Below are 21,026 nucleotides of genomic sequence, written 5' to 3' on the forward strand. Positions count from 1 at the left end.
AGCTTAGATTGAGGACTAAGGAGAATTGTGATGTCACTTGAAATTGAACGTAAGTTTCTATTGTCGGAGTATCCGGCGAATAGGATCAAAGAAGGCGAGATTCAGATTGAAAGAGAGCAGATCATCGAGCAGACATATCTCGCTTTGCATGGAGATCAGGAGCTGAGAGTCCGTAAAATTCATGATCTGGCCAGCGGGGAAGTCGAATATACGCATACCTTCAAAAAAGGTCACGGGATTGCCCGGGAGGAAGTGGAGTATTCCATCTCCAAAGGGATCTATGAACAAATGATTGATACTCATCAAGCTGTGCCGCTAATTAAAAAACGGACTACGGCGGTATGGGGAGACCGTGTGATCGAAATGGACGATTACGAACAAATTCAGCTGCTGGTGCTGGAGGTGGAGTTTGCTTCGCTGGAAGAGGCGGAGAGCTTTGCTGCACCTGCATGGTTTGGCAAGGATATCAGCTCCGACAAGCAGTACAGCAATAAAAAAGTATGGCAGGAGCTTCAGGCCCGGAAGGGGCAATAGACCGAGAAAGTGTAAAATAGGACGCTCTTTGCAGTTTATGGGGCTGGTGCGTATCAATTGAAATACGAGTGATAATATATATGTAAATGAAGAAAAGCAGGGCGCATCTTCGGCGATGCCCCCTGCTTTTTATTCTAGTATAGCTGCTTATTTACCCGGACATCGGGTTTATTTCAATTTCCAATTAGTCACTTGTTTGATCGCAGCATCGGCGTTTTTCAGATCGGTCTCTCCCATGCTCAGGAGCGTACTCCATTGTTTGACACGATTTTTACCGTTTGGAGGTGTGTTGTATTGATTGGTATCAACTACTTTGGTGCGCTCCGCGTAAAATTTCGTCATAAATGTCTTTTCATCCTTGCTGCTGCCCGAGCGGGACAGGATGCCTTGCAGACTGCCGGAATCGCCTGTTGCCCCTTGGTTCAATGCCGTGTCGACAAAAGAACCGATGGTCAAAGCCGAATTAAAGCCGCGTTTTTTGGCCTGATCGACACTATATTTAATGTAGACATTATAGAAGGTGCGCCACATAGCTTCTCTCCAGGCGGAGTCATTTTGCAGACTGTTGATCTTTTTAACGAAGGTGCTGTTGCTGTCTGAAATAACCAGAATGCCATTTTTCATTTTTCCGTTAATTCCGAGCCGTTTCAGCGCGCCTTCCACACTTGGGTTACTGGCTCCTTTGATCCGGTCGTATTCTTTGAATAATTCGGGAGCATCCGGCCCTTCGTCATTTGGCCCGCCTGTGGTGGCTCCGAAAATGCCGATCGTATAGCCGCGGTCGTCGTCAATATTTTCGCAATAACCGTAATATTTGGTCCAGTTAAGGTCGTCCTGCTCCGGCTTGTTGACAAGCTTCATGATGTTATCCCACTGTTCTGCGTCAAGGCCCGTATTTGTTTTCAAAAATTGAAGGGTTTGCGGTGAAAATTTGGATTCGGGGGTTTCAGCAGCCATAGGGCTGATCTCTTGAGCGTTAGTTTGTTTTTCCGTAAGGGTCAAAGTTTGCGTAGCTTCCGTATCCGTATTGTTATCAAGAAGCTCGGCATATGCCTTTGTTTGCACAGGACCGGAAAATGAGACCATTGAGCTGAGCAGGGCAAAGCTGAGCATAATCGCTGTAAATCTTCCCTTAGGATGAGTTCCTTTTTCGGGTGTCATTTTCATTCCTAATTCCCTCCATCATTTATTTTGGCAAATTTGATAATCAGGCGTGGATGTTAATTTGATAATTAAAGCGCTTTAACTTTTGGGATGAAGAATAACCTCCGGATGTTCCATTGAATGCTGTAATAATTAAAGGAATAATATACTTGGGATGATCGACCTCCTCACACTTTAAATTTAAGCGCTTAAACTTTATTGGGATAAAAAATATCCGGCTCAAACGGAATCTGCATGGTGCGAGGGATATTTTATCCCGGCTGCTTATCTATGGTGCAATATGATTATAATGGATAATTATGGATATGTATAGAGCTATTTTTAAAGGTCAGGATTAAGAGACGTAACATCCTATGCCAATCATTTCAGACCGCAAAAAAGACCCATTCTCGAATCGTTATTATCGAGATCTGGATCTTTGTCTTTAGCTTTATTCCAAGGCCAGATTGTTCTTGGAGTCGAGCAGAAGGTATTGATAGTTGCTCTTCACGAATTCAAGCACCTTCTCGCTGATGATGCGATGGCCTTCCTGATTAGGGTGAATTCCGTCCGAGCACAGGAATTTGGTGAAGTCTGGGTGTTGCAGAAATGCGCCGCGTACGTCGATATACTTGGTCTTCGTCAATTCGGAGACTTTCAGGATGGTAGAGTTGTATCTTTCCTGCCACCAGTATATTTTCGTTACACTGCCCAGCCATTTTAGAATGTTCTTCTCGGCATCCGGACTGCTCCTGCTGACCCATTTAAAATATTTATCTGCATTTAGAGGCGGCAGGTTCATCAGAATAGGAGTAATTTGCTGCTTCTTTAAATATTCAATAGCTTCCGTCAGCATTTTCTCAAATGTATTGAAATCCGTCTTGGGGCTATGCTCCGCTTCGGGGTTATCGGCGATCTCATTCCAATTGAAGTCGCAGTCATTGCCGCCATATTCAATCAAGACAACATTGGGCTTATCCTTGTCCACATCTCGCTTCAGATTGCTGAAGCCCTTCATCAGGGTATTGCCGAACCGGGCTGTGTTGCGGACCGCGCCCTTCAATTTCTGCTGCAGGAGTGAGACATAATTGTCCTCCAGAATAACATATTTGTTGCGCTCTTCATCATAGATGACTCCTTTGGAAATAGAATCACCGGAAATCATATATTTGGTGTCTCCGCTCATCAAGTCAACGTCGCGCTCACTCATCGTACTCACCTCATTTTCATGCTTCATGATCTTGATTCTATTGTAGATTAGTGCCCAAGCAAAACGCAAGTGTGTTGGCGGCTGATTCATTCTATATTGATGAAGGGTTTGTGAAAGGTAGACATGTGATGTTTCTCATGAGAGAATGTTGATAGCGTGTTCAAAATCGGATATTTTATTAATACTAGAGAAAAAAGGGGTTGAATAGTATGGTGCGATTCGGAATTATCGGAACGAACTGGATTACGGAGCGCTTTATTGATGCGGCAATGGAAACGGAACGCTTCGCCTTAACAGCGGTATATTCTCGTACAGAAGAGAAAGGGAGAGCCTTTGGTGCCAAATACGGAAATCCGACCGTATATACAGACGTGTCAGCCATGGCATCTAGTCCGGAAATAGATGCTGTATATATCGCCAGCCCGAATTCTCTCCATATGGAACAGGCTATTATATGTATGGATCAGGGAAAGCATGTATTGTGTGAGAAGCCGATGGCATCCAATGCGGCAGAGACTCGAAACATGATCGAAGCTGCGAAACGCAACAATGTATTGTTAATGGAAGCGATGAAATCCACGCTGATGCCAAATTTTCGGGTAGTTCAGAACAATTTATATAAGCTGGGGCAAGTACGCAGGTATTTTGCGAGCTATTGTCAATACTCCTCCCGTTATGATGCATTTAAGCAAGGAACGGTATTAAACGCTTTTAATCCCGAATTCTCCAACGGAGCGCTAATGGATCTTGGAACCTATTGTATCTACCCGATGGTCACCTTGTTCGGAAAGCCCAAACAAATTAAGGCTAACGGAATTTTATTGCCGTCCGGTGCGGATGGCGAAGGCAGCATTATTATGAATTATGATGAAATGGATGCAGCGGTGATGTATTCGAAGATCGCTGATTCCTATCTGCCAGCGGAGATTCAAGGGGAGAACGGAACGCTGGTAATCGAGCGGATTAATCAGCCTTATGATGTGAAAATCATTTATCGCGATGGCACGATTGAGGATTTGCGGCAGCCGCAAATGCAGGAATCGATGTTCTATGAAGCTCGTGAGTTCATTGATCTGATCGAGACCGGACTGCGCGAGAGCAGTGTCAACTCGCTTATCCATTCTCTGCTTGTGGCGGAGATTATGGAAGAAGCAAGACGGCAAATCGGTATACGCTTCCCTGCGGATTCGAATTAGGGGGCGCAAAAATACAAATGACAAAAAGTACGAGACCATAATAAATGGCTCGTACTTTTTTGATCTTCAGAATTGGAAATAGAAAAAAAGTTATGAATATTTTTTATACCATGTTAGCATTCGAAATGTATCAGATATTCCCTATGAGAGGATGAAAATGCATGAATATTAAGGTCGAAGTGATACCGCAATATCGAATTGCATATGTTCGCCAGACGGGTCCCTATGGTCCAGCCAACCATCAGGCGATGGAGACGCTGAAAAAATGGGCCAAGGAGCGGAATTTGCTTACGGCATCGACGATTTTACTCGGAATTCCCCAGGATAATCCGGCAACCACGCTTCCTGAACACTGCCGATTTGACGCGTGTATTGTGCTATCCGAGGACGATCCACTGGATAATGCGATTTGTGAAGGCATATTGCCTCGTGGTGAATATATGACCTTTAAAGTCAAACATACGGCAGAGGATATCGAAAAGGCATGGTCCAACCTATTCCCCGCTCTTCAAGACAGCGGTTATCAAATGGATCAAAGACCGATTATGGAAAGATACATGGGTGATATGACTCGTAATGAGTACTGCGAGATATGTGTACCTGTCCGATCTACGGAATCTACTGGACTTTAACGACAAGAGCATTGCTGATCTTGCGCCCGGGCGTGGTCAAGTATTTGCCGTTATAGTAGAGTCCGCTGGATGCTCCGCCGTCCAGATTCATCGCCTGGTAAGCACCAGCCTGCTTCATCATCTCGGCCAACTGGGGGATCGTAGCTCCGCCAGTTGTCAGCAGGATCAGCTTATGGTCGCGGGTGATGCCGAGCGCGCTGCGGGCGCCACCGCCAGTCAGAATCTTCGGGTCCTTGAAGCCTTCCTCGACTACATTAAGCGCAACCTTGCCATTTACGATCAGTCGCGGTCCGGCCTGCAGCCCGCCTTGGATGTCCCCCTCAGCGAATCTGGTCGGGAAGTCCGCGCCGGGTATTAATTCAGCCAACAGATTGTGGTCAAAGGTAAATACCGTACGCCGGTCGCCGGAGCTTTTATGAGCTATGCTTCCTCCACTAATGATATAACCGTACGGGCCTTTATAGCTTCCTGTCGTATAGGCATCAAAGAAGGTTCCGTTAATGGCTACGGTCGCTTTACTGCGCTTGGCGATGCTGCTGAGCTCCTCGACATTGCCTGCTTCATCTCCGGCAAGGACAACATCCAGCGAGACCTTTGGATGCAGGAGCGATATGGTGACCATTTGCGTGTTATAGGATTTGCTGCCAACCTTAAATGTTTTCCGTTCGCTGATGATCGGCTTGTCCTGTTTGCCATATGCGGCTTTGGTTATGTAAGGAAGTAAGGCGGTAAGCAGGTTCTCTGTGGAAGCCTCGGATGCCTTGCTATGTATAGTGAGCGAAGCCGTATCCTTCGACCATTCCAGCGATACTGGAAAAGAATCTTTAATAGTCTGCAAAGGCACGAAGGTTATGCCGCCTTCGGTGAATGGAGCATCAGACAGTTTAATGGACTTGTCATTACGGATCGCTTGGGTCTTCCCCAAGTGCATCGTTAGCTGCGTTTCGCCCCGAATGAGGTCGATCCGTTTCTCGGCCGGCGTCCATCCGGTTTTGATGCCGTCCATTCCGTTCAGGGAACGTAGGGGAATGAAGGAATGATTGCTTTTGTCATCCAGGAGCACGAAGTTCTTGGCAGGAGGAGCGGCATAGCTGGCTGGAATCAGGCAGGCGAACAGCAGCACCGCAAGTAGGATTACTTTTTTCATGAAGCTGAATCTCCTTTATAGGTATTGTGTATTAGTGTATTATACCTGAAATGATGCGATAAAAGGGAAATTTTGTCGAATAATTAATTCCTAATAACTAAAAAGATCGCCACTTAGGTTAAATTCAGGAGCTTTAAGCCCCCTGTTTAACCCAATAGCGATCTTTAACTTGCCAGGTTAACCTGGCTACTCCTTGATGTACATTTTATTGTAATATTGTTCAATCATGCGTTTGGTGGCGAACGGCTCGCGTGTGGTTTCAATGCTTTTGCGCATCATCTCGACCCACTTCGGCCTGTTCTCATAATAGGTAGGTAATACTCGCTGCAGCAGCGTCTCGTATAATGCTTCACTGTCATGGCGATCCAGCGCTTCAGTATTGTCTGTCTCCAAGCCGTCACCGAACTGCCAACCGTTCTCACCATCAAGGCAGGCTTCTGGCCACCAGCCATCCAGAATTGAGCAGTTGAGCACGCCGTTCATCGCTGCCTTCATTCCCGATGTACCGCTCGCCTCCAGCGGCCTTCGCGGATTGTTGAGCCAGATGTCCGAGCCGCGGGTTAGCGCCGCCCCGATCGTCATATCGTAATTTTCCAGGAAGACGACGCTTCCCGGGTATTTCTTCATCATGGCGACGAGATTGCTGACGATTCTCTTGCCGGTGTCATCAAGCGGATGAGCTTTGCCGGAGAAGACGATCTGGATCTTGCCGGATTCGAGATAAGGCGCGATCAGCTCTGGCTTGGAGAAGATCAGGTCGCTTCGCTTGTAAGGAGCCGCTCGGCGCGAGAAGCCGATTAATAAATGATCGGCATTCAGGCTTATGCCGGAGCGCTCTTCGATGAAGCGGATCAGCTCACGCTTGAGCTCCATATGCGCGGCCCACAGATCCCCATTACTTTCGTAAGCGGCGGTTATTCTCGGATCAACCCAGGTCGGCGTATGAATGGCGTTCGTGATGCTGATGATCTCTGAGCGGCCGGCTACATCCTGCCACATTTTATTGGCCGTGATGCCATGCAGTTTGGCGACGCCATTGGAAATGCGCGACAGCCTCAGCCCGGCAACCGTCATATTGAACGGATTGCCGCCGATGCGCTCCATTTGCTCGCGGGTGAGATGGTTGAAGGCGGACATATACTCAAGCCGCTCTAACGGATGGGATTCATTGCCTTCCCGGATCGGTGTATGGGTGGTAAATACAACCTCGTCCCGAGTGGCTTGCCAGGCTTCCTCGAAGGAGCGGCCGGCATTCATTTTCTCACGGATCAATTCGATCGCCGCCAACGCCGCATGTCCTTCATTGAAGTGATATACATCGACCGGGATCTGAAGCGCCCGAAGTGCCCTGACTCCCGCGATGCCAAGCACAATCTCCTGAGCGATGCGCTCTTCACCAAACCATCCGTACAATTGTCCGGTAATCCAGCTATCGCTATTTTGCGGAATATCGGTATCGAGCAGATATAGCGGGTTATTGCCGAATTTCTCCGTTTTCCACACTTTGCAGTGAACGTCAATGTTGCGAATTGTTACGCTGACTTGTACCCCTGTATCCTCAAGGAACTCATACATGTAGTTATGATAAGCATCGTAAGGCTTGCCATCGGGATCGATATGCTGATCGGTATATCCCTGCTTCCATTTGATACCGATGCCTATGATCGGGGCACCGACATCTCTGGCGCCCTTGATATAATCGCCGGCAAGAATACCGAGACCTCCCGCATATATTTTGAAACTGGATTCAAGTCCGAACTCCATACTGAAATAAGCTACAGTCGGCAGGTGCTGTTGAGTCATTGCCAATCGCCTCCTTATATCCCATGATATGAGGCCGACATCCGGGCGTTACCAGAGGATATCATCCTGCGCCGTACTTTCCTTCTCCAAATGCTGACGATCATCATCAGCGATGGCCTGGATTTCCTCCGCACCGATCATAATCACGGTATAATTCTCCGTGGCTTGCTTCTTCAAGGCCCGCTGCTTCAAGTATTTTGGACTCGCTTCACCCATCTCTTCGTCATAGACAAGCAAAATGCCATCGGTCTTGCGGAACAGCAGCTCATCCCTGGCGGCAAATTGCCATGGACCTCTATAGGGCTCTTTACTGACAGGAGCATAGAAATCAACCTTAGCGATCAAATCCTGGTAATAAGCCTTTTTATCCTCTTTCCATTGCTCTTCAGGGTGGCTGAAGGCAGTAAGTATTGAGCATTTGAGCGCCGGATACTGTCTTCTTAGCTCGATTGCGGCTTCGCAGGCCCATAGGTCTACGCCGTATTGTCCCGGTGTAATGACCCATTCCAGCCCTTCCTCCAGCAGCGGTATCAAGCGCGAGATAATCGCCTGGCGGATGTACGGGATTCCTTCATGTTTATTGTTATATATTCCGAGTTCATGTGCGCGGTAACCTGTAACCAAAAGATTTTTCAAGATTTAACTTCCTTTCCGAGCGATGCAGATTCGTGTCTATTATATATGTCTTGGCCCAGGAAGGCGATTTATAACGGCAGAGAGCCTACGCACCTCATTGGGAACAGATTAGTTATATTTAGGAGGAAAGTCCCTTTTCTTTTCCATACTGTTTTGGGTAATATAGGGTCTATGTTTCAATCGAGTCCCAAAAGGCCGGTTTTCAGCACCCAAGCTGTTGCTTCCAAGTGCGTTTACATTCAGTTGGATGAAGCCTGGGTCTGAGGAGCGGAGCGTACGTTTTGAGTATATGAGCATCTGGGATGTTTCCGCAGGAAACATGACTTCGTAAGCATATGCTTAGGTCCTGCTGAATTCAAGATTCGGTGTCGAATTTACTTTCTGTGTTACTTCGGGATCAAAAGCGGACTTTTTGGATGACCATTTTAGAAATAGGAGGAGAAACTGTATGAAGAAGATGGTGGTATTGCTATTAGGGGTAGTTCTGGCTTTGGGATTAACAGGATGTGGCCAGGACAAAAAGGCGGACAATAATGCAAGTTCCGGTGCGGAATCAAATGCATCGGCAGCAGTGAAGACAAACGAAGGTGTGGCTGCGCCAGCAGCGGATGAACTGCTCACGAAGCTAACGGATGCAATGAAAGATTTGAAGAGCCTCTCAATGACGGCGACTTCCAAGCAGCATCTCGTTGTTAAGGTGGGCGAGGACACCCAGGAGCAGAACATCGATATGGAAATCAAGTCTGACATTATCCAGGACCCGCTGTCTATGAAGCAGGAATTGCATATGGCGATGGGAGACCTGGGGAATCAGGACGTTACGCAGTATATTACTGCAGACGGGATCTACATGCTTACAGGCGGATCCTGGGTGAAGCTGACAGATGAGACCATGATCGCCACCCTGAAGGACGCTGCAAAGGATACCGCTGATGCTACCCAACAGATCGAGCAATTCAAAACGATCGCCGGCGAAATGAAGGTCACTGAAGAAGGCGGCGACTACGTGCTGAAAGCCAATCTGTCCGGCGACAACATGAAGGAACTGGCTAAATCGCTCTTAAGCCAAAACGGTGGCGAGAACCAGGCAGAGACAATGGCTGTGCTTGATCAAATGAATATCGATAATATTAATATCGTATATTCCATCAATAAGGAGACTTATCTGCCTTCCAAGATGTCTGTTGAAATGAATATGGATATGGAAGCGGAAGGACAGCAGGTATCGATGGAGATGAAAATGGATTCGGCCTTCTCCAAATTCAACGAGATCGACGCAATTGAAGTTCCACAGGAAGCATTGGATAACGCGATTGTTCAATAAGAATCAATAACTTGAAGACGCATCATTCATTTGGCAGTCATTGCCGTGAATGATGCGTCTTATTATTTGCTGAACTTTACAAAAAGCGCGCTTCTTCTACATACTTAGGTATAAAGTCCTTATCTCTGGATTTAGAAATATGATCAATTATTAGGATATAGCTTATCATTTGGAGGATTCAGATGAATAGAGGGCTGCGAATGGACAGGGCTTCTCCATGCATTTGACGCAGGACTCGTCCTGCTCTCAATTTGGGGCGATCAAACCGATTCTTATCCCACAGGAAGCTATTGATACGGCTTATTCGGAGTAGAATAGAAGAGGTATCCGGGAATAGTAAAAATTAAGGCTAACTAGCTACAGCGGTTGATTTAGTGCTAAACAGCAGTTAGTCTTTTTATAAAAACAATGGGAATTATTAGTGATTTGCAGCCCGGACTTGCGCCTATCGTGTATAATAGATAAATAGAGCGCGGCCTGACTAATTTCTGTTAGGGTGTTTGAGCTGCGCATAAGGATTGGATTGGATGAGGTGTATACATGTTAGACAACAAAGCCCAATTTGAAGCAACGAACATACAGCATGCTATCATTGGCGAAGTTACGACTAGTCTGAAGGAAATTCTCCATGGTCTTACCAAGACAAGACTAGCTGCATTGGCGTCGGTGTACAAGGTGCCTGGGCGTTCTAAATTGAAAAAGGGCGAGCTTGCCGACAAATTGCTGGAATGCATTACAGATCGGGAGGTTCTGAAGACAACGCTTCTGCTGGCCAGAGCCGAGGAATGGAAAGTGCTCAAAGCGATTGCGGAAGATTCCGTATTACAGGACAATTATGTCCCTTACGGATATTATGCCTATTGGCTGGAGCGCGGATTGGTGGTCAGCTACTTTACGGACAATAAGCTGTATTTGCTTATACCGGATGAAGTCAAGGCTGCATATGCTGAGCTGGAAGCCAGCTCATTTGGCAAGGTTCTGAACAGATATCAGCTTGTATTCCGCTATATCTCTGCTGCTACGAATTTATATGGTGCGATCAAGCCGGACAAGCTGGTGGAGATTTTCAATGAGCAAAATGATGACAAGCTTACTGTTGAGGAGCTCAAAGCTTTATACGAAGAGTTTAGCGGCAGAGACCAGCTATTCCGTATGTACAAGGGATACCTGATTGTTGAGGATCTGGTCTACTCCGATGATGCTTCTGAATTCAAGGGGCTGCTGGAGAAGATGAAGGGCAAGAGCTACCATGTGCCCGATAAGGACGAATTGTTGAAATATTCGAATGGTCTCTATTATGAGATGACTCCTCAGCTTACGGCGTTAAGAAGCTATATTATCAAGGAATTACGTCCTGATCCTGAATTTGTGGATGATTTGGTCGACGACATTCAGCTGGCCTGCTCTATGGAAGCGCCAATTCAGGAGATCATGCATGAATTTGAACGAAGAGATATCGAATTTGATAGTATGGAGCAGGTGCAAATGGTCGTCTATCTGGTGACCGAAGCATATAACCATACACGTCTGGCTTCGAACGGCGGTTATACACCGCTAGAGAGACGCGCGATATCGAAGGACCTGGAGTCAGGCTACAGAGCGGCGGTGCCTCCATTCCGGGCACAAGTCAAGAATCAGGTCATTTCCAAGAAAATTGGCCGTAATGATCCTTGTCCGTGTGGAAGTGGTCTGAAATACAAGAAATGCTGCGGTAAATAAAAAAGAATATAAACCTGAGGCGTCATGCCTCAGGTTTATTCTGAATGAAAGCTCGTATTGGTTGAATGTCTACTTACAGCAGATGTTCAAAAAGTCGGCTTTCTTTCTTCTCCAGGCCAACTTTTTCGATCTTCCGCTAAAATATTTTGACAACGGTTACATATCCCGTTTACATTAGTGATGAACTGCCATAAGGGTAAACGCGATATAAAATGCAGCATAGAAAATGCCCAGACCAATAATCAGTCCAAAGACATTGCTCTTGGCTTTGCTGCTTCCTGGTTCCCACATCATCATAATCAGCCCCTTTGTCGCTGTTGATGTAATTGTGAACGATCTGTGTCTAATCTAATTATTGAACATTTTGTGTCAAATTTCAAACATTTTTTTGAACTTTTTTAAAATATTTTTTTCTTGCGCTTAAATACATATACTTTTGTCGGCTCAAAGGGCGGATTTTCAGTACCGAAGCGGCTGTTTCCGAGGTGCGTTTTACGAAACGCTTCCGTTTGCGTGAAGCTAGTAGCTAAAGAAACGGGGTTTTCACGTTTTCGTGGAGAACGACCTCATAAATATTAGCCTTTTGATCAAGAGTGGACTTTTTGGACAACCTCTTTTATTCTGAATTTGGTTGAATGTTTATAGTTAAAGGATTGTAGTTGAAACTAAAGGAGACGAGAAAATGCTGCTGAATAACGATGAAATCGTACTCTTTCAGGGAGACAGCGTTACGGATTGCGGTAGGGATTATTCCAACCCGGCATCACTTGGAAACGGTTACGCCAATCTGGTCGCTTCCCGGCTAGGCTATCTGTATCCGGAGAAGCGGCTGACTTTCTACAATCGGGGGATTAGCGGCAACCGGGTAGTAGATCTGCAGAATCGCTGGGAGGAGGATAGCCTTGCTCTAAAACCGACCTGGGTATCGATTCTGATCGGCATCAATGACACCTGGCGACGGTTTGACAATAACGATGAGACTCCGGTCGAGAGCTATGAAGCAGGTTGCCGTGAAGTACTGGAGCGTACGAAGAAGCGGCTGGGAGCGAAGCTGATTTTGATGGAACCCTTCGTATTGCCGACACCGGAAGATCGGTTGGCCTGGCGCTCTGATCTGGACCCGAAGATCCAGGTAGTACGTAAATTGGCGAGGGAATTCGACGCCTTGCTTGTTCCGCTTGACGGATTGTTCGCAGCCGCCGTATCCCGGGCAGACGCTGCTTATTGGGCGCCGGATGGCGTACATCCGTCTGCGGCAGGTCATGCGTTGATGGCTGAAGCATGGCTTCGTGCGGTTAAGGCTTTGTGAGACTGCTAAGCTTTTTGGAACATCTCTAACAGGAAATTATTCTATGGAAGAAGGGTAAAAGGTTATGGGAGAGTTCGCAGGGAAGAAATTGAAGTGGGGAATTTTGGGTACAGGCTGGATTGCCGAGCAATTCACGAAGGATTTGGTTCATGTGACGAATGGGGAAGGATTTGCCGTAGGCTCACGAACACAAGAGAAGGCGGATGACTTTGCCAAGAGGCATGGACTTCCCCGTGCTTATGGCAGCTATGAACAGGTATTGAAGGACCCGGAGATTGATGTGGTTTATGTAGCAACGCCGCATCCGCAGCATCATGACAATGTGATAGCAGCCCTGCGAGCGGGCAAAGCGGTGTTGTGCGAGAAGCCGTTTACGGTCAACAGCTCCGAGCTGGAAGAGATGATCAAGCTGGCTGCCAAGAAGGGCCTGTTCCTGATGGAGGCGATGTGGACCCGCTTCCTGCCAGCCATTGTTAAGACGAGACAATGGATCAAGGATGGACGAATCGGTGAGATCAAGCTGTTGAAGGCGGAGTTTGGATTCTGCGCGGATTGGAACCCGGAAGGCAGATTATTCAATCCGCAGCTAGGTGGGGGAGCCCTGCTGGACGCTGGGATTTATCCGGTCTCCTTCGCTTCGATGATCTTCGGAACTCATCCTGTACGCATACATAGTGCAGTACAGCTTGGAAAGACCGGTGTGGATGAGCAATTTTCCGTTCTGCTGGATTACGGTGTTGGCAGAAGCGCCTCCCTGCATGGGGCCACCCGGCTTAATATGAACAATGATGCGCATATTTACGGAACGAAAGGCATGATTCATGTTCCATCCTTCCTGAATGCAAGGACAGCTTCGCTGCGAGTAGAAGGCGCGGAGGAGGAAGTATTTACGGATGATCGGATTTCGATCGGCTATGCCTTTGAAGCGCAAGAGGTGGGCGAATGTCTGCTTCGGGGGGATAAGGAGAGCTCGCATATTTCGTTAGAGGAGTCTCTGTCAATAATGGGCCTGCTCGATCAGTTAAGGGCCGACTGGAAGCTGAAGTATCCGTTTGAGTAAGCGGAAGGATCATTTTGTATAAAAAAAGCCGTTGGTTCAACTCTCCGTTAAGAGGGGCGAACCAGCGGCTTCTGTATTACGCAAACAGGAATTGAATGAAATTGGCTCTATTCATGGGAGAAGCGGAGCAATCCTTCGATAAAGCTCTTCATATTGTTGTTGGACTCATTCAACCGTTCGATGACATTCATGAAGTCAGTGACGAGCTCGGCCTGCTCCTGAGACGAATGGGCGATCTGCTCGAAGTCTCTCTCCAATTGCAGGATGGATTCCTGAACGCTACGCAGTGTAGCAGCGATATTAGCGCTTGCGTCTCTGGTGCTGACAGACAGCTTCCTTACCTCTTTGGCAACCACGCCAAATCCGGCTCCCGCTTCACCTACCCGCGCCGCTTCAATAGCGGCATTTAATCCGAGCAGGTTTGTCTGATTGGAAATCTCTTGAATGAAACCGACGGTCTCATTAATCTCCGCCGAATTATCCACAGCTTGCCGGGTATTCGTCATAATATGCTCACTTGTCGCTGTGAGCTCTTCTGCATGTGCCGCGACGGTTTGCACCATGTCAACCAGCTGCCCGGTGATCGTGTTCATCATCTGCATGCCTACCTCTAGCCTTTGTCTGTTCTCATAAGATTCTGCGGTCGCGATGGCGCCGATAATGGCTCCGTGTTCGTCGTAGACCGGAGAGGCAGTAGCTATGATTGGAAATCCGTAGATATGCTCCGCAATATGGGTGACGGAGTTCTCCCCGTTCAGCGCCTTGCGCAGGTTCTCATCATCCTTGGGGATCGGGGTACCTGAAGTAATACCGAAATCTATTTTTTGTGAAGGCATATAGAATAGAAATTTCTCCAAGTCTGTTATACCGATCATAATATCTTCTTTGACCAGCTTCTTGATATAAGGTACCGCTTCGATAAGGATATCCAATGGATTCATATACCGACCTGCCTATCTCATTAAATTTTGAAGTAATTATATCTTTTCTCGACATTATTTGACAATGATAGTGTAGGCCTATTTACAACAGAATGAATGCATAAAACGCCAAAGACAATAAATAACCAGTATATGCAGTACTTCTAAAATTATTGATCGGGTCATACGCTAAATATATACGATATGATGAACATTCGTTATAGAATTGAATGCAGCAAGACGAGGAAGTAACCCGGGGGCAGTGAGGAATTGGCTGCTGCGGATTACTTCCTCTTCGACACCTTATTTAGGCTACTGGGCGATAAGCGGAACGTTGCGGGATTTAGGTGCGGATGGAGATCAGCGTTCATTCTTTTTTGGAGTCGGCTTGTTCCATGGCTCTCGCTTCATGAACCTTCTCATCCAGGCTTTTGATCTCCTGGGAGAGAACTTGCAGTACACTGTCCATACTGTTGAGTTTGTCGTTCACATTTTGCAGCACGTATTTAATCAGAATGAAGCACAGAGTGACGGGGAATCCAACATTAGTGACCAGAGATACGATATCAGCAACTTGCATGTTCACGCCCTCCTCTCATGGAAGTTCCCTTTCATAGAGCTATTCAAACACCATTTTCTGATCTTTGAAATTACCGCTCTCACTATATAGAGAAAATAATAGCCTCAAAATACAACCATAAATTAGAAAAAATGTTATAATGATAAGCATCCGACATATTAATGGTTGTAAGACTACCCTCAAAAATGCCCTATAGGTAGAAGATGAAAGTGGAAGGGGGAGGTAGTTTTGAAAGAACACAAAACCGCTTATGAGCAATATCGCAAAGAAGTGTACAGAATCGCTTGGAGGGTGCAATATCGGGCAAAAGTCGTGAAAAGACGGGAATGTTCATTAGGCGTATACGAGCCAGCCATAACCAATTTTGCTACATCTTCTGATGATAAAATTGTAGTGCAGCAGTTGATCAACGATCTTCCCTCCAGTACTGGAAGGACGATTATTTTCAAGCTCTTTATGCAGGACAAGACGGAAGGAGAAGTAGCCCGTGAGTTAAACATGACTCAGCAAGGGGTGAGCAAATGGAAGCGCAAAATGCTCCAAGAGATGTCCCGGATGATGAGTTCCTGAGTTTGCTGCAGCTAGCGAAGCAGAATGATGAAGAAGCTATTTTGAAATTAATCGATTTATTCAAAGGTGACATTTTGCGAGTAAGCAAGTACATTTACACTTCGGAGGAAGACGCCGTTTCTGATATTATTTTGGAGTTTCTGGAAATGATCAAAGAAGAGAACAAGGAATGAGATAGAATTGATGTGTAATGTAGATGCTGTTCATACGAATTAAGAGTAAGGCCTTCTATTCCACAGTTCAGTGGCGGATGGGGGCCTTTTTTCTATGGGCTGTGGCTGGACGGATGAATAAGCTTTGACCTATAATGAGGACAATTTTTTGAAGGAGAGGTCCAGGTGAGCGAATTGTATAGCGTATTGGTCGTAGATGACGAGCTGCTCGTTCGGCAGGGAATCAAATACATACTGAACTGGGAGCAGCATGGCTTCCAAATTGTAGGCGAAGCCTCGAACGGCAAAGAGGCTTTAAACCTGATCGAGAAGCTTCAGCCGCAAATCGTGCTGACAGATATTGTGATGCCTGTGATGGATGGAGAAGAGCTGACCCGATTGATCAAGACTAGCTGGCCGGACATTGAAGTCATCGTCCTTAGCAGCTTTAGCGAGTTCGATTATGTCCGGTCCTCGTTTCAGAGCGGGGTGTCGGATTATATCCTGAAGCCGCAGCTTGAGACGGGAGCTCTGCTGGATGTGCTGCACAAAACGGTGAGCAGGCTTCCGTCCCGTTGCAGGAAGGGGACGAAGAAGGGGGAATCTAGCGAAACTATCAACTTGGTGTTGGAGAAACTTCTCTCTGATTATGAAGTGGAGTTGGATTCTCGGCTGGGAGCGGCTTGGCTGCCGCATCCCTGTTTCTATTTGCTGGGGACACCATCCTGCCTCCAGGCAGAAGCGGAAACAGATTATGTCCGGACGGAGAGCAGCGTACTGGGAAAACTGAAAGCGTTCTTTTGCGAGATGGTGGCGTTTGAGCTTCCTGGGGCAGAGGTTCCGGGGTATCCGGATATGGCTGTATACCTGCTTAATGTTAAGGAAGAAGACCACGAGATGATTCCGGAAAAGTTGAAAATGCTCTACCCTGGTTCCATCTCGGAAACGGGTGAGGTTATTTGGGTGTTAAGCAGGGGATTTGATCAGTTGGATCAGTTAAGGGCTGCATATCGGGACAGTCTGCTTAAGCTGCTGGAATACCGCTTTTTCCTGCCGGTTGACATCGTGCTGATTCATAGTGAGCTTCCAAAGATTCAGAAGCAGGCGGGAAGCTTTCCGCTAAATTCCTTTATGGAGCTGGTCCGCAGACTTCAACTGGAGCAGGCATTTGAGGAGCTGCGGCAATATGTGCGCTCACAGGAGCTTGATTATACGGCCGATGTGTTTGAATTCAAGTCATTGATCAGCAACATCATTTTTAATTTGATCCACTTGCTGGGAAGCATGCATTATGAAGTGAAGAAGCTGGATGAGGCCAAATACGCTTATTTCAAGATCATTGATCAAGCCCGGCATTTGGAAGAGCTCGTGAGGCTTCTGGATGAATTCCAGCGTTTGACGCAGCAATGTGTCTATGCGATGGGGGATGGATCTGGAGGCAATCCAAGCATGAAGCTGCTGCTTGACTATATCGAAGAGCATTATGCGGAGCCCGTTACGCTGACGGAGATGGCTAAGCATTTCCACTTCAACCCGTCCTATTTGTCGAGCTTCTTCGCGGCGCATCATCACGAAGGCTTCAAGGAGCATTTGAATCGGGTGCGGATTCATAAAGCCGCAGATTTATTGCGATACGGAGATACAGCAATCTCTGAGATCGGCTGCAGAGTCGGATATGGGGACCATAGTTATTTCTGCAAAGTGTTTAAGAGAAATACAGGTATGTCACCGAGTCAATATCGAAGACATTATTTTCAAGCGCAAGGGACAAGGGAAACATGAGGGCGATATTGGAGCGTCTTAAATTTCATGGGTTGTTCATAAAATTATTCGTTGTTATGGTCATTTGCATCATATCGATTGCGGTATCAGTGGTTTGGGTCAATTTACGAATGTCTGAGCAGCTGTTCCTGGATACTTTCAGCATCACCAATTCCAAAGTTATCGATCAAATTCGCAGCAATTTTGAGTCCTTTCATTACTCCATCGTGTTGGCAGCGGGCAATGCGCAGCAGAGCGGGACACTTAAAACCTTTTTGACGGAGAAAGAGTCGGAGCAATCGATCAAGACTTTTTCAGCTTACTATAACATGACCCAGCAGATGAAAAAGATTCAGTCGAACGTCGATGCATATTCTGTTGGTATTGCCATCGTCGGGTCCAATGGAAGGAACTATTCCGGAAATTATAACTTTGCCAAGCCGCTGGCACAGGAGCTGAAGGAAAGTCCCTTGACGTTGAGAGCGGAGGCCGAACCGAAGAAGCTAATGTATCAGCTCTATAAGGACTCCGGCGGTACACTTGGCAACAGGCCGACGATCGTCGCTACGAAGGTGCTCAGAGAGCAGACGACGGGGCAACAATACGGAATGCTCTATATTACGATTGACGAAAATGATTTTAAGCCGTTCTACAGCAGTTTTACGAGCGAGGGCAATGATGTCATGATCATGGATCCCGAAGGAATTGTAATTTCCAGCAACCGATCGGAAATGATCGGACAGCAGAATGCCGAGCTGTTGTCTTTGGCCAGGGAAATTCAGCAGGATGGCCTCGACTTAAAAAAGGTGAGTGTTGGGGGAAAGGACAAGCTTGTATTAGCCGAATACCTGCCTTCTTACGATTTTTATCTGGTGAATATGATCGACCAGAGATATGTGTTAGGCCAGATGGTCAATACCCGGTCGATCATTGTTATATGTCTCTTGATCGTGCTAGCCGCACTTATCGTTGTCTTCCTGATTTCGCGTAAAATGACCCGCTCCCTAACCTTGCTGGCCAGGCAGATGTCCAAGGTGCATCTGAGAAATTTTCATAACTACGTAAATGTGTCGGGAAGCTATGAGATCCGCCAGCTTAGTCATGCTTACAATTACATGCTGAATGAAATGAATGATTATGTGAAGCAGTTGGTCAAGACGGAGAAGGAGCAGCGTACAGCCGAGCTCGCTGCTCTTCAACAGCAGATCAACCCGCACTTTCTCTACAATACGCTCGCTTCGGTCAAATTTTTGGTGCAGCAAGGCAGCAAAGAAAAGGCGGAGGCGACGATTCACGCCTTGATCTCCCTTCTGCAGAACACGATAAGCAATGTTAGCGAGACGATATCGGTGGAGCAGGAGCTGGTGAACCTGAAGCATTATGTTTTCATTAATCATGTCCGTTATGGAGAGCGGATCCGGGTCAACTACTATGTTGCACCGGATTGCGAGAGCTGCCATGTACCGAAGTTGATTATTCAGCCCTTTATCGAGAATGCCTTCTTTCATGCGTTTAATGTGAAAGGGGAAGGGGTTATTCGTGTACTTGTCTCCATGGAGTCGCAGAAGCTGATCTGTGAAGTGCTTGATAACGGAGAGGGAATGGATGTACAGCGGATTTCTGAGGCGAAGTCGAAGCAGCGTCAAGGTTCCAGACAGTTGTTCTCGGGCGTTGGCATCGCCAATGTCCATGATCGAATCCGACTGTTGTATGGGGATGATTACGGGGTAACGATTCAGAGTGAGCTTGGCGAGGGAACAAGGGTACGGATTACGCTGCCGCTCGTGGGAATCCAATAATAAGACCAGAATCCAAAGAAAAGACAATGGATTATAGTTCCAAAATAAAAAGCGCATCTATGGAGGCAAAAAAACAACAAAACGATGCAAAGAAATTGCTAACGATGGTTTAAGGCCCGATGCTACGATAAATTCAGAACTTATGGTAAGCGCTTGCAGCGGCAGGTACCGCCATAAGATCAACATGATAAATTATTGAAAAGGGGCTGAAACGATGAGAAAGGCATTGGTTTTAATGATGGCTTGCATGCTGTTATTAACCGCCTGCTCCTCCGGAACCAAAGACAAAGATCAAGTGGCTTCCGGCGGCGGAGGGGAAGCGAAGGAGATTACGATTTGGGCATGGGATCCCGCATTTAATATCGCAGCCTTGAACATTGCGAAGGAAGCCTATAATGCGAAGCATCCGGATGTGAAGGTCAATATCGTTGAATACGCGCAAGCGGACGAATACGGGGTTGAACTCCGGTACGACCAAAGGGCTGCCCAATATCGTGCTAATTGAAGATTACCGGGCTCAAGGTTTCCTGCAGTCTTACCCTGATTCATTTGTGGATTTAAGCGGCAAGATCAAGGCGGAGGATTTCGCTGATTACAAAATTGGGCCAACCAGTTTAAACGGCAAGCAATATGGGGTTCCATTTGATTCGGGTGTCGCCGGTTTATATGTTCGCAAGGACTATGTGGAGCAGGCGGGATACAAGCTGGATGATCTGAAGGATTTGGACTGGGGCCAATATATCGAAATTGGCAAGCAAATAAAAGCGGCTGCCGGCAAAAATATGATATCACTTGACCCGAATGATCTTGGCATTCTGCGCATGATGATTCAGTCTGCAGGCTCATGGTATTTGCAGGGAGACGGGAAAACGCCGGATCTTGGCGGCAATGCCGCGCTGAAGAAAGCGTTGGAGCTGTACAAAGAAATGATGGAGGCCAACATCGTCCAAGTAAATGCGGATTGGAGCCAGTTTATCGCAGCGATTAACCATGGCGATGTAGCGACCGTGCCGACCGGGAACTGGATTACGCCTTCCGTTAAGGCGGAAGCATCCCAATCCGGCAAATGGGCGATTCTGCCGATGCCAAAGCTGCCGGATATGCCGGATTCCGTCCATGCGACGAATCTTGGCGGAAGCTCCTGGTATGTCATGAATGTTCCGGGCTCGGAGACGGCGGCAGACTTCATGGCGGAAACGTTTGGTGCAAATGTGGATATGTATCAAACCTTGCTAACCAAAATCGGAGCGATCGGAACCCTGAAGGCGGCAGCTCAGGGGGAGGCGTATTCACAGCCGGATGAATTTTTCGGCGGCCAGCAGACCGTGAATGATTTTGCAAAATGGACAGGAGAAATTCCCAAAGTGAACTACGGTACCTCGACGTATGCGATTGAAGATATTCTGGTTGTTGAGGTGCAGAATTATTTGAACGGCAAAAATATCGATCAGGTTCTCAGTGACGCCCAATCCCAGGCAGAAGCGCAGATTAAATAAAGCTTATTTCACATGAATAACCCCAGGGCGCGTTA

General features: G+C 47.0%; 19 protein-coding genes and 1 pseudogene. 12 read left to right on the top strand and 8 right to left on the bottom strand.

Translation table 11 applies throughout. The annotated features are described in order from the left end of the window. The first annotated feature begins 30 nt into the window (after window positions 1-30). On the top strand, window positions 31-534 hold the full coding sequence (locus tag DMN77_RS13535; RefSeq protein ID WP_179015424.1) for a CYTH domain-containing protein: 504 nt from the start codon (window positions 31-33) through the stop codon (window positions 532-534). 168 nt (window positions 535-702) lie between these two features. Here the strand turns inward: DMN77_RS13535 and DMN77_RS13540 are convergent, their stop codons facing one another. Both DMN77_RS13540 and DMN77_RS13545 read right to left on the bottom strand, forming a co-directional pair. Continuing rightward, a complete protein-coding gene (locus tag DMN77_RS13540) occupies window positions 703-1,695 on the bottom strand; it encodes a chitosanase (RefSeq protein ID WP_372775917.1) in 993 nt (330 codons plus the stop codon). A 433-nt stretch (window positions 1,696-2,128) separates the two neighbouring features. Beyond that, window positions 2,129-2,887 carry an SGNH/GDSL hydrolase family protein gene (locus DMN77_RS13545; RefSeq protein WP_179015425.1) on the bottom strand — a complete coding sequence of 253 codons (759 nt, stop codon included), beginning with the start codon at window positions 2,885-2,887 and terminating at the stop codon, window positions 2,129-2,131. A 209-nt stretch (window positions 2,888-3,096) separates the two neighbouring features. Here DMN77_RS13545 and DMN77_RS13550 point away from each other — a divergent pair, with 209 nt between their 5' ends. Together DMN77_RS13550 and DMN77_RS13555 are read left to right on the top strand one after the other, a co-directional pair. Further along, complete coding sequence (locus tag DMN77_RS13550) at window positions 3,097-4,083, top strand: Gfo/Idh/MocA family protein (RefSeq protein WP_068782506.1); 987 nt, start codon at window positions 3,097-3,099, stop codon at window positions 4,081-4,083. Window positions 4,084-4,244: 161 nt separating this feature from the next. Further along, window positions 4,245-4,715, top strand: a complete 471-nt coding sequence (locus tag DMN77_RS13555) for an AraC family transcriptional regulator (protein WP_068782505.1) — start codon at window positions 4,245-4,247, stop codon at window positions 4,713-4,715. On the opposite strand, the gene DMN77_RS13560 is transcribed toward DMN77_RS13555, so the two are convergent. The 3 genes from DMN77_RS13560 to DMN77_RS13570 form a co-directional block, all read right to left on the bottom strand. Beyond that, window positions 4,702-5,862, bottom strand: a complete 1,161-nt coding sequence (locus DMN77_RS13560; protein WP_179015426.1) for a phosphodiester glycosidase family protein — start codon at window positions 5,860-5,862, stop codon at window positions 4,702-4,704. The two genes, DMN77_RS13555 and DMN77_RS13560, sit on opposite strands and share 14 nt — an antisense overlap. 186 nt (window positions 5,863-6,048) lie before the next feature. After that, window positions 6,049-7,665: an alpha-glucan family phosphorylase gene (gene glgP / locus DMN77_RS13565; RefSeq protein ID WP_179015427.1), complete on the bottom strand. Its 1,617-nt coding sequence runs from the start codon at window positions 7,663-7,665 to the stop codon at window positions 6,049-6,051. 48 nt (window positions 7,666-7,713) lie between these two features. Next, complete coding sequence (locus DMN77_RS13570; protein ID WP_068782502.1) at window positions 7,714-8,301, bottom strand: SLOG family protein; 588 nt, start codon at window positions 8,299-8,301, stop codon at window positions 7,714-7,716. A gap of 448 nt (window positions 8,302-8,749) precedes the next feature. Between DMN77_RS13570 and DMN77_RS13575 the strand changes: the two genes are divergently transcribed. Together DMN77_RS13575 and DMN77_RS13580 are read left to right on the top strand one after the other, a co-directional pair. Continuing rightward, a complete protein-coding gene (locus DMN77_RS13575) occupies window positions 8,750-9,625 on the top strand; it encodes a DUF6612 family protein (protein WP_179015428.1) in 876 nt (291 codons plus the stop codon). Between the two features lie 540 nt (window positions 9,626-10,165). Next, window positions 10,166-11,344, top strand: coding sequence for a YecA family protein (locus DMN77_RS13580; RefSeq protein WP_179015429.1), 1,179 nt, complete (start codon window positions 10,166-10,168; stop codon window positions 11,342-11,344). Between the two features lie 174 nt (window positions 11,345-11,518). Here DMN77_RS13580 and DMN77_RS23935 read toward each other — a convergent pair whose 3' ends face one another. After that, window positions 11,519-11,641: a hypothetical protein gene (locus DMN77_RS23935; protein WP_256872382.1), complete on the bottom strand. Its 123-nt coding sequence runs from the start codon at window positions 11,639-11,641 to the stop codon at window positions 11,519-11,521. 385 nt (window positions 11,642-12,026) lie between these two features. Between DMN77_RS23935 and DMN77_RS13585 the strand changes: the two genes are divergently transcribed. Both DMN77_RS13585 and DMN77_RS13590 read left to right on the top strand, forming a co-directional pair. Then, complete coding sequence (locus DMN77_RS13585; protein WP_068782499.1) at window positions 12,027-12,653, top strand: SGNH/GDSL hydrolase family protein; 627 nt, start codon at window positions 12,027-12,029, stop codon at window positions 12,651-12,653. Between the two features lie 64 nt (window positions 12,654-12,717). Next, window positions 12,718-13,713: a Gfo/Idh/MocA family protein gene (locus DMN77_RS13590; RefSeq protein WP_068782498.1), complete on the top strand. Its 996-nt coding sequence runs from the start codon at window positions 12,718-12,720 to the stop codon at window positions 13,711-13,713. Between the two features lie 107 nt (window positions 13,714-13,820). Here DMN77_RS13590 and DMN77_RS24150 read toward each other — a convergent pair whose 3' ends face one another. Next, on the bottom strand, window positions 13,821-14,654 hold the full coding sequence (locus tag DMN77_RS24150) for a methyl-accepting chemotaxis protein (protein ID WP_179015430.1): 834 nt from the start codon (window positions 14,652-14,654) through the stop codon (window positions 13,821-13,823). A 346-nt stretch (window positions 14,655-15,000) separates the two neighbouring features. Then, a complete protein-coding gene (locus DMN77_RS13600; protein ID WP_179015431.1) occupies window positions 15,001-15,213 on the bottom strand; it encodes a hypothetical protein in 213 nt (70 codons plus the stop codon). 228 nt (window positions 15,214-15,441) lie between these two features. Between DMN77_RS13600 and DMN77_RS13605 the strand changes: the two genes are divergently transcribed. The 5 genes and pseudogenes from DMN77_RS13605 to DMN77_RS13625 all read left to right on the top strand — a co-directional run bounded on the left by DMN77_RS13605 (window position 15,442) and on the right by DMN77_RS13625 (window position 20,991). Then, window positions 15,442-15,783, top strand: coding sequence for a hypothetical protein (locus DMN77_RS13605; RefSeq protein ID WP_068782495.1), 342 nt, complete (start codon window positions 15,442-15,444; stop codon window positions 15,781-15,783). Beyond that, the gene (locus tag DMN77_RS13610) at window positions 15,735-15,956 is read left to right on the top strand and encodes a helix-turn-helix domain-containing protein (RefSeq protein ID WP_068782494.1); all 222 of its coding nucleotides are present in this window, start codon (window positions 15,735-15,737) and stop codon (window positions 15,954-15,956) included. Before DMN77_RS13605 ends, DMN77_RS13610 begins: the two co-directional genes overlap by 49 nt. A 165-nt stretch (window positions 15,957-16,121) precedes the next feature. Further along, a complete protein-coding gene (locus DMN77_RS13615) occupies window positions 16,122-17,717 on the top strand; it encodes a response regulator (protein ID WP_179015432.1) in 1,596 nt (531 codons plus the stop codon). Then, window positions 17,714-19,495, top strand: coding sequence for a cache domain-containing sensor histidine kinase (locus DMN77_RS13620; RefSeq protein WP_179015433.1), 1,782 nt, complete (start codon window positions 17,714-17,716; stop codon window positions 19,493-19,495). Before DMN77_RS13615 ends, DMN77_RS13620 begins: the two co-directional genes overlap by 4 nt. Before the next feature lie 214 nt (window positions 19,496-19,709). Next, a pseudogene (locus DMN77_RS13625) lies at window positions 19,710-20,991 on the top strand (ABC transporter substrate-binding protein). Window positions 20,992-21,026 lie beyond the last annotated feature (35 nt).

This window comes from Paenibacillus sp. 79R4, from assembly GCF_013393165.1.
GTDB lineage: Bacteria > Bacillota > Bacilli > Paenibacillales > Paenibacillaceae > Fontibacillus.

Excerpts from the sequence above, each read along its gene's own strand:
- DMN77_RS13545 (WP_179015425.1), bottom strand. The coding sequence starts at position 2,887 with ATGAGTGAGCGCGACGTTGACTTGATGAGCGGAGACACCAAATATATG.
- DMN77_RS13585 (WP_068782499.1), top strand. The coding sequence starts at position 12,027 with ATGCTGCTGAATAACGATGAAATCGTACTCTTTCAGGGAGACAGCGTT.
- DMN77_RS13560 (WP_179015426.1), bottom strand. The coding sequence starts at position 5,862 with ATGAAAAAAGTAATCCTACTTGCGGTGCTGCTGTTCGCCTGCCTGATT.
- DMN77_RS23935 (WP_256872382.1), bottom strand. The coding sequence starts at position 11,641 with ATGATGATGTGGGAACCAGGAAGCAGCAAAGCCAAGAGCAATGTCTTT.
- glgP (WP_179015427.1), bottom strand. The coding sequence starts at position 7,665 with ATGACTCAACAGCACCTGCCGACTGTAGCTTATTTCAGTATGGAGTTC.
- DMN77_RS13590 (WP_068782498.1), top strand. The coding sequence starts at position 12,718 with ATGGGAGAGTTCGCAGGGAAGAAATTGAAGTGGGGAATTTTGGGTACA.
- DMN77_RS13540 (WP_372775917.1), bottom strand. The coding sequence starts at position 1,695 with ATGACACCCGAAAAAGGAACTCATCCTAAGGGAAGATTTACAGCGATT.
- DMN77_RS13600 (WP_179015431.1), bottom strand. The coding sequence starts at position 15,213 with ATGCAAGTTGCTGATATCGTATCTCTGGTCACTAATGTTGGATTCCCC.
- DMN77_RS13535 (WP_179015424.1), top strand. The coding sequence starts at position 31 with ATGTCACTTGAAATTGAACGTAAGTTTCTATTGTCGGAGTATCCGGCG.
- DMN77_RS13555 (WP_068782505.1), top strand. The coding sequence starts at position 4,245 with ATGAATATTAAGGTCGAAGTGATACCGCAATATCGAATTGCATATGTT.
- DMN77_RS13620 (WP_179015433.1), top strand. The coding sequence starts at position 17,714 with ATGAGGGCGATATTGGAGCGTCTTAAATTTCATGGGTTGTTCATAAAA.
- DMN77_RS13580 (WP_179015429.1), top strand. The coding sequence starts at position 10,166 with ATGTTAGACAACAAAGCCCAATTTGAAGCAACGAACATACAGCATGCT.
- DMN77_RS13575 (WP_179015428.1), top strand. The coding sequence starts at position 8,750 with ATGAAGAAGATGGTGGTATTGCTATTAGGGGTAGTTCTGGCTTTGGGA.
- DMN77_RS24150 (WP_179015430.1), bottom strand. The coding sequence starts at position 14,654 with ATGAATCCATTGGATATCCTTATCGAAGCGGTACCTTATATCAAGAAG.
- DMN77_RS13610 (WP_068782494.1), top strand. The coding sequence starts at position 15,735 with ATGGAAGCGCAAAATGCTCCAAGAGATGTCCCGGATGATGAGTTCCTG.
- DMN77_RS13550 (WP_068782506.1), top strand. The coding sequence starts at position 3,097 with ATGGTGCGATTCGGAATTATCGGAACGAACTGGATTACGGAGCGCTTT.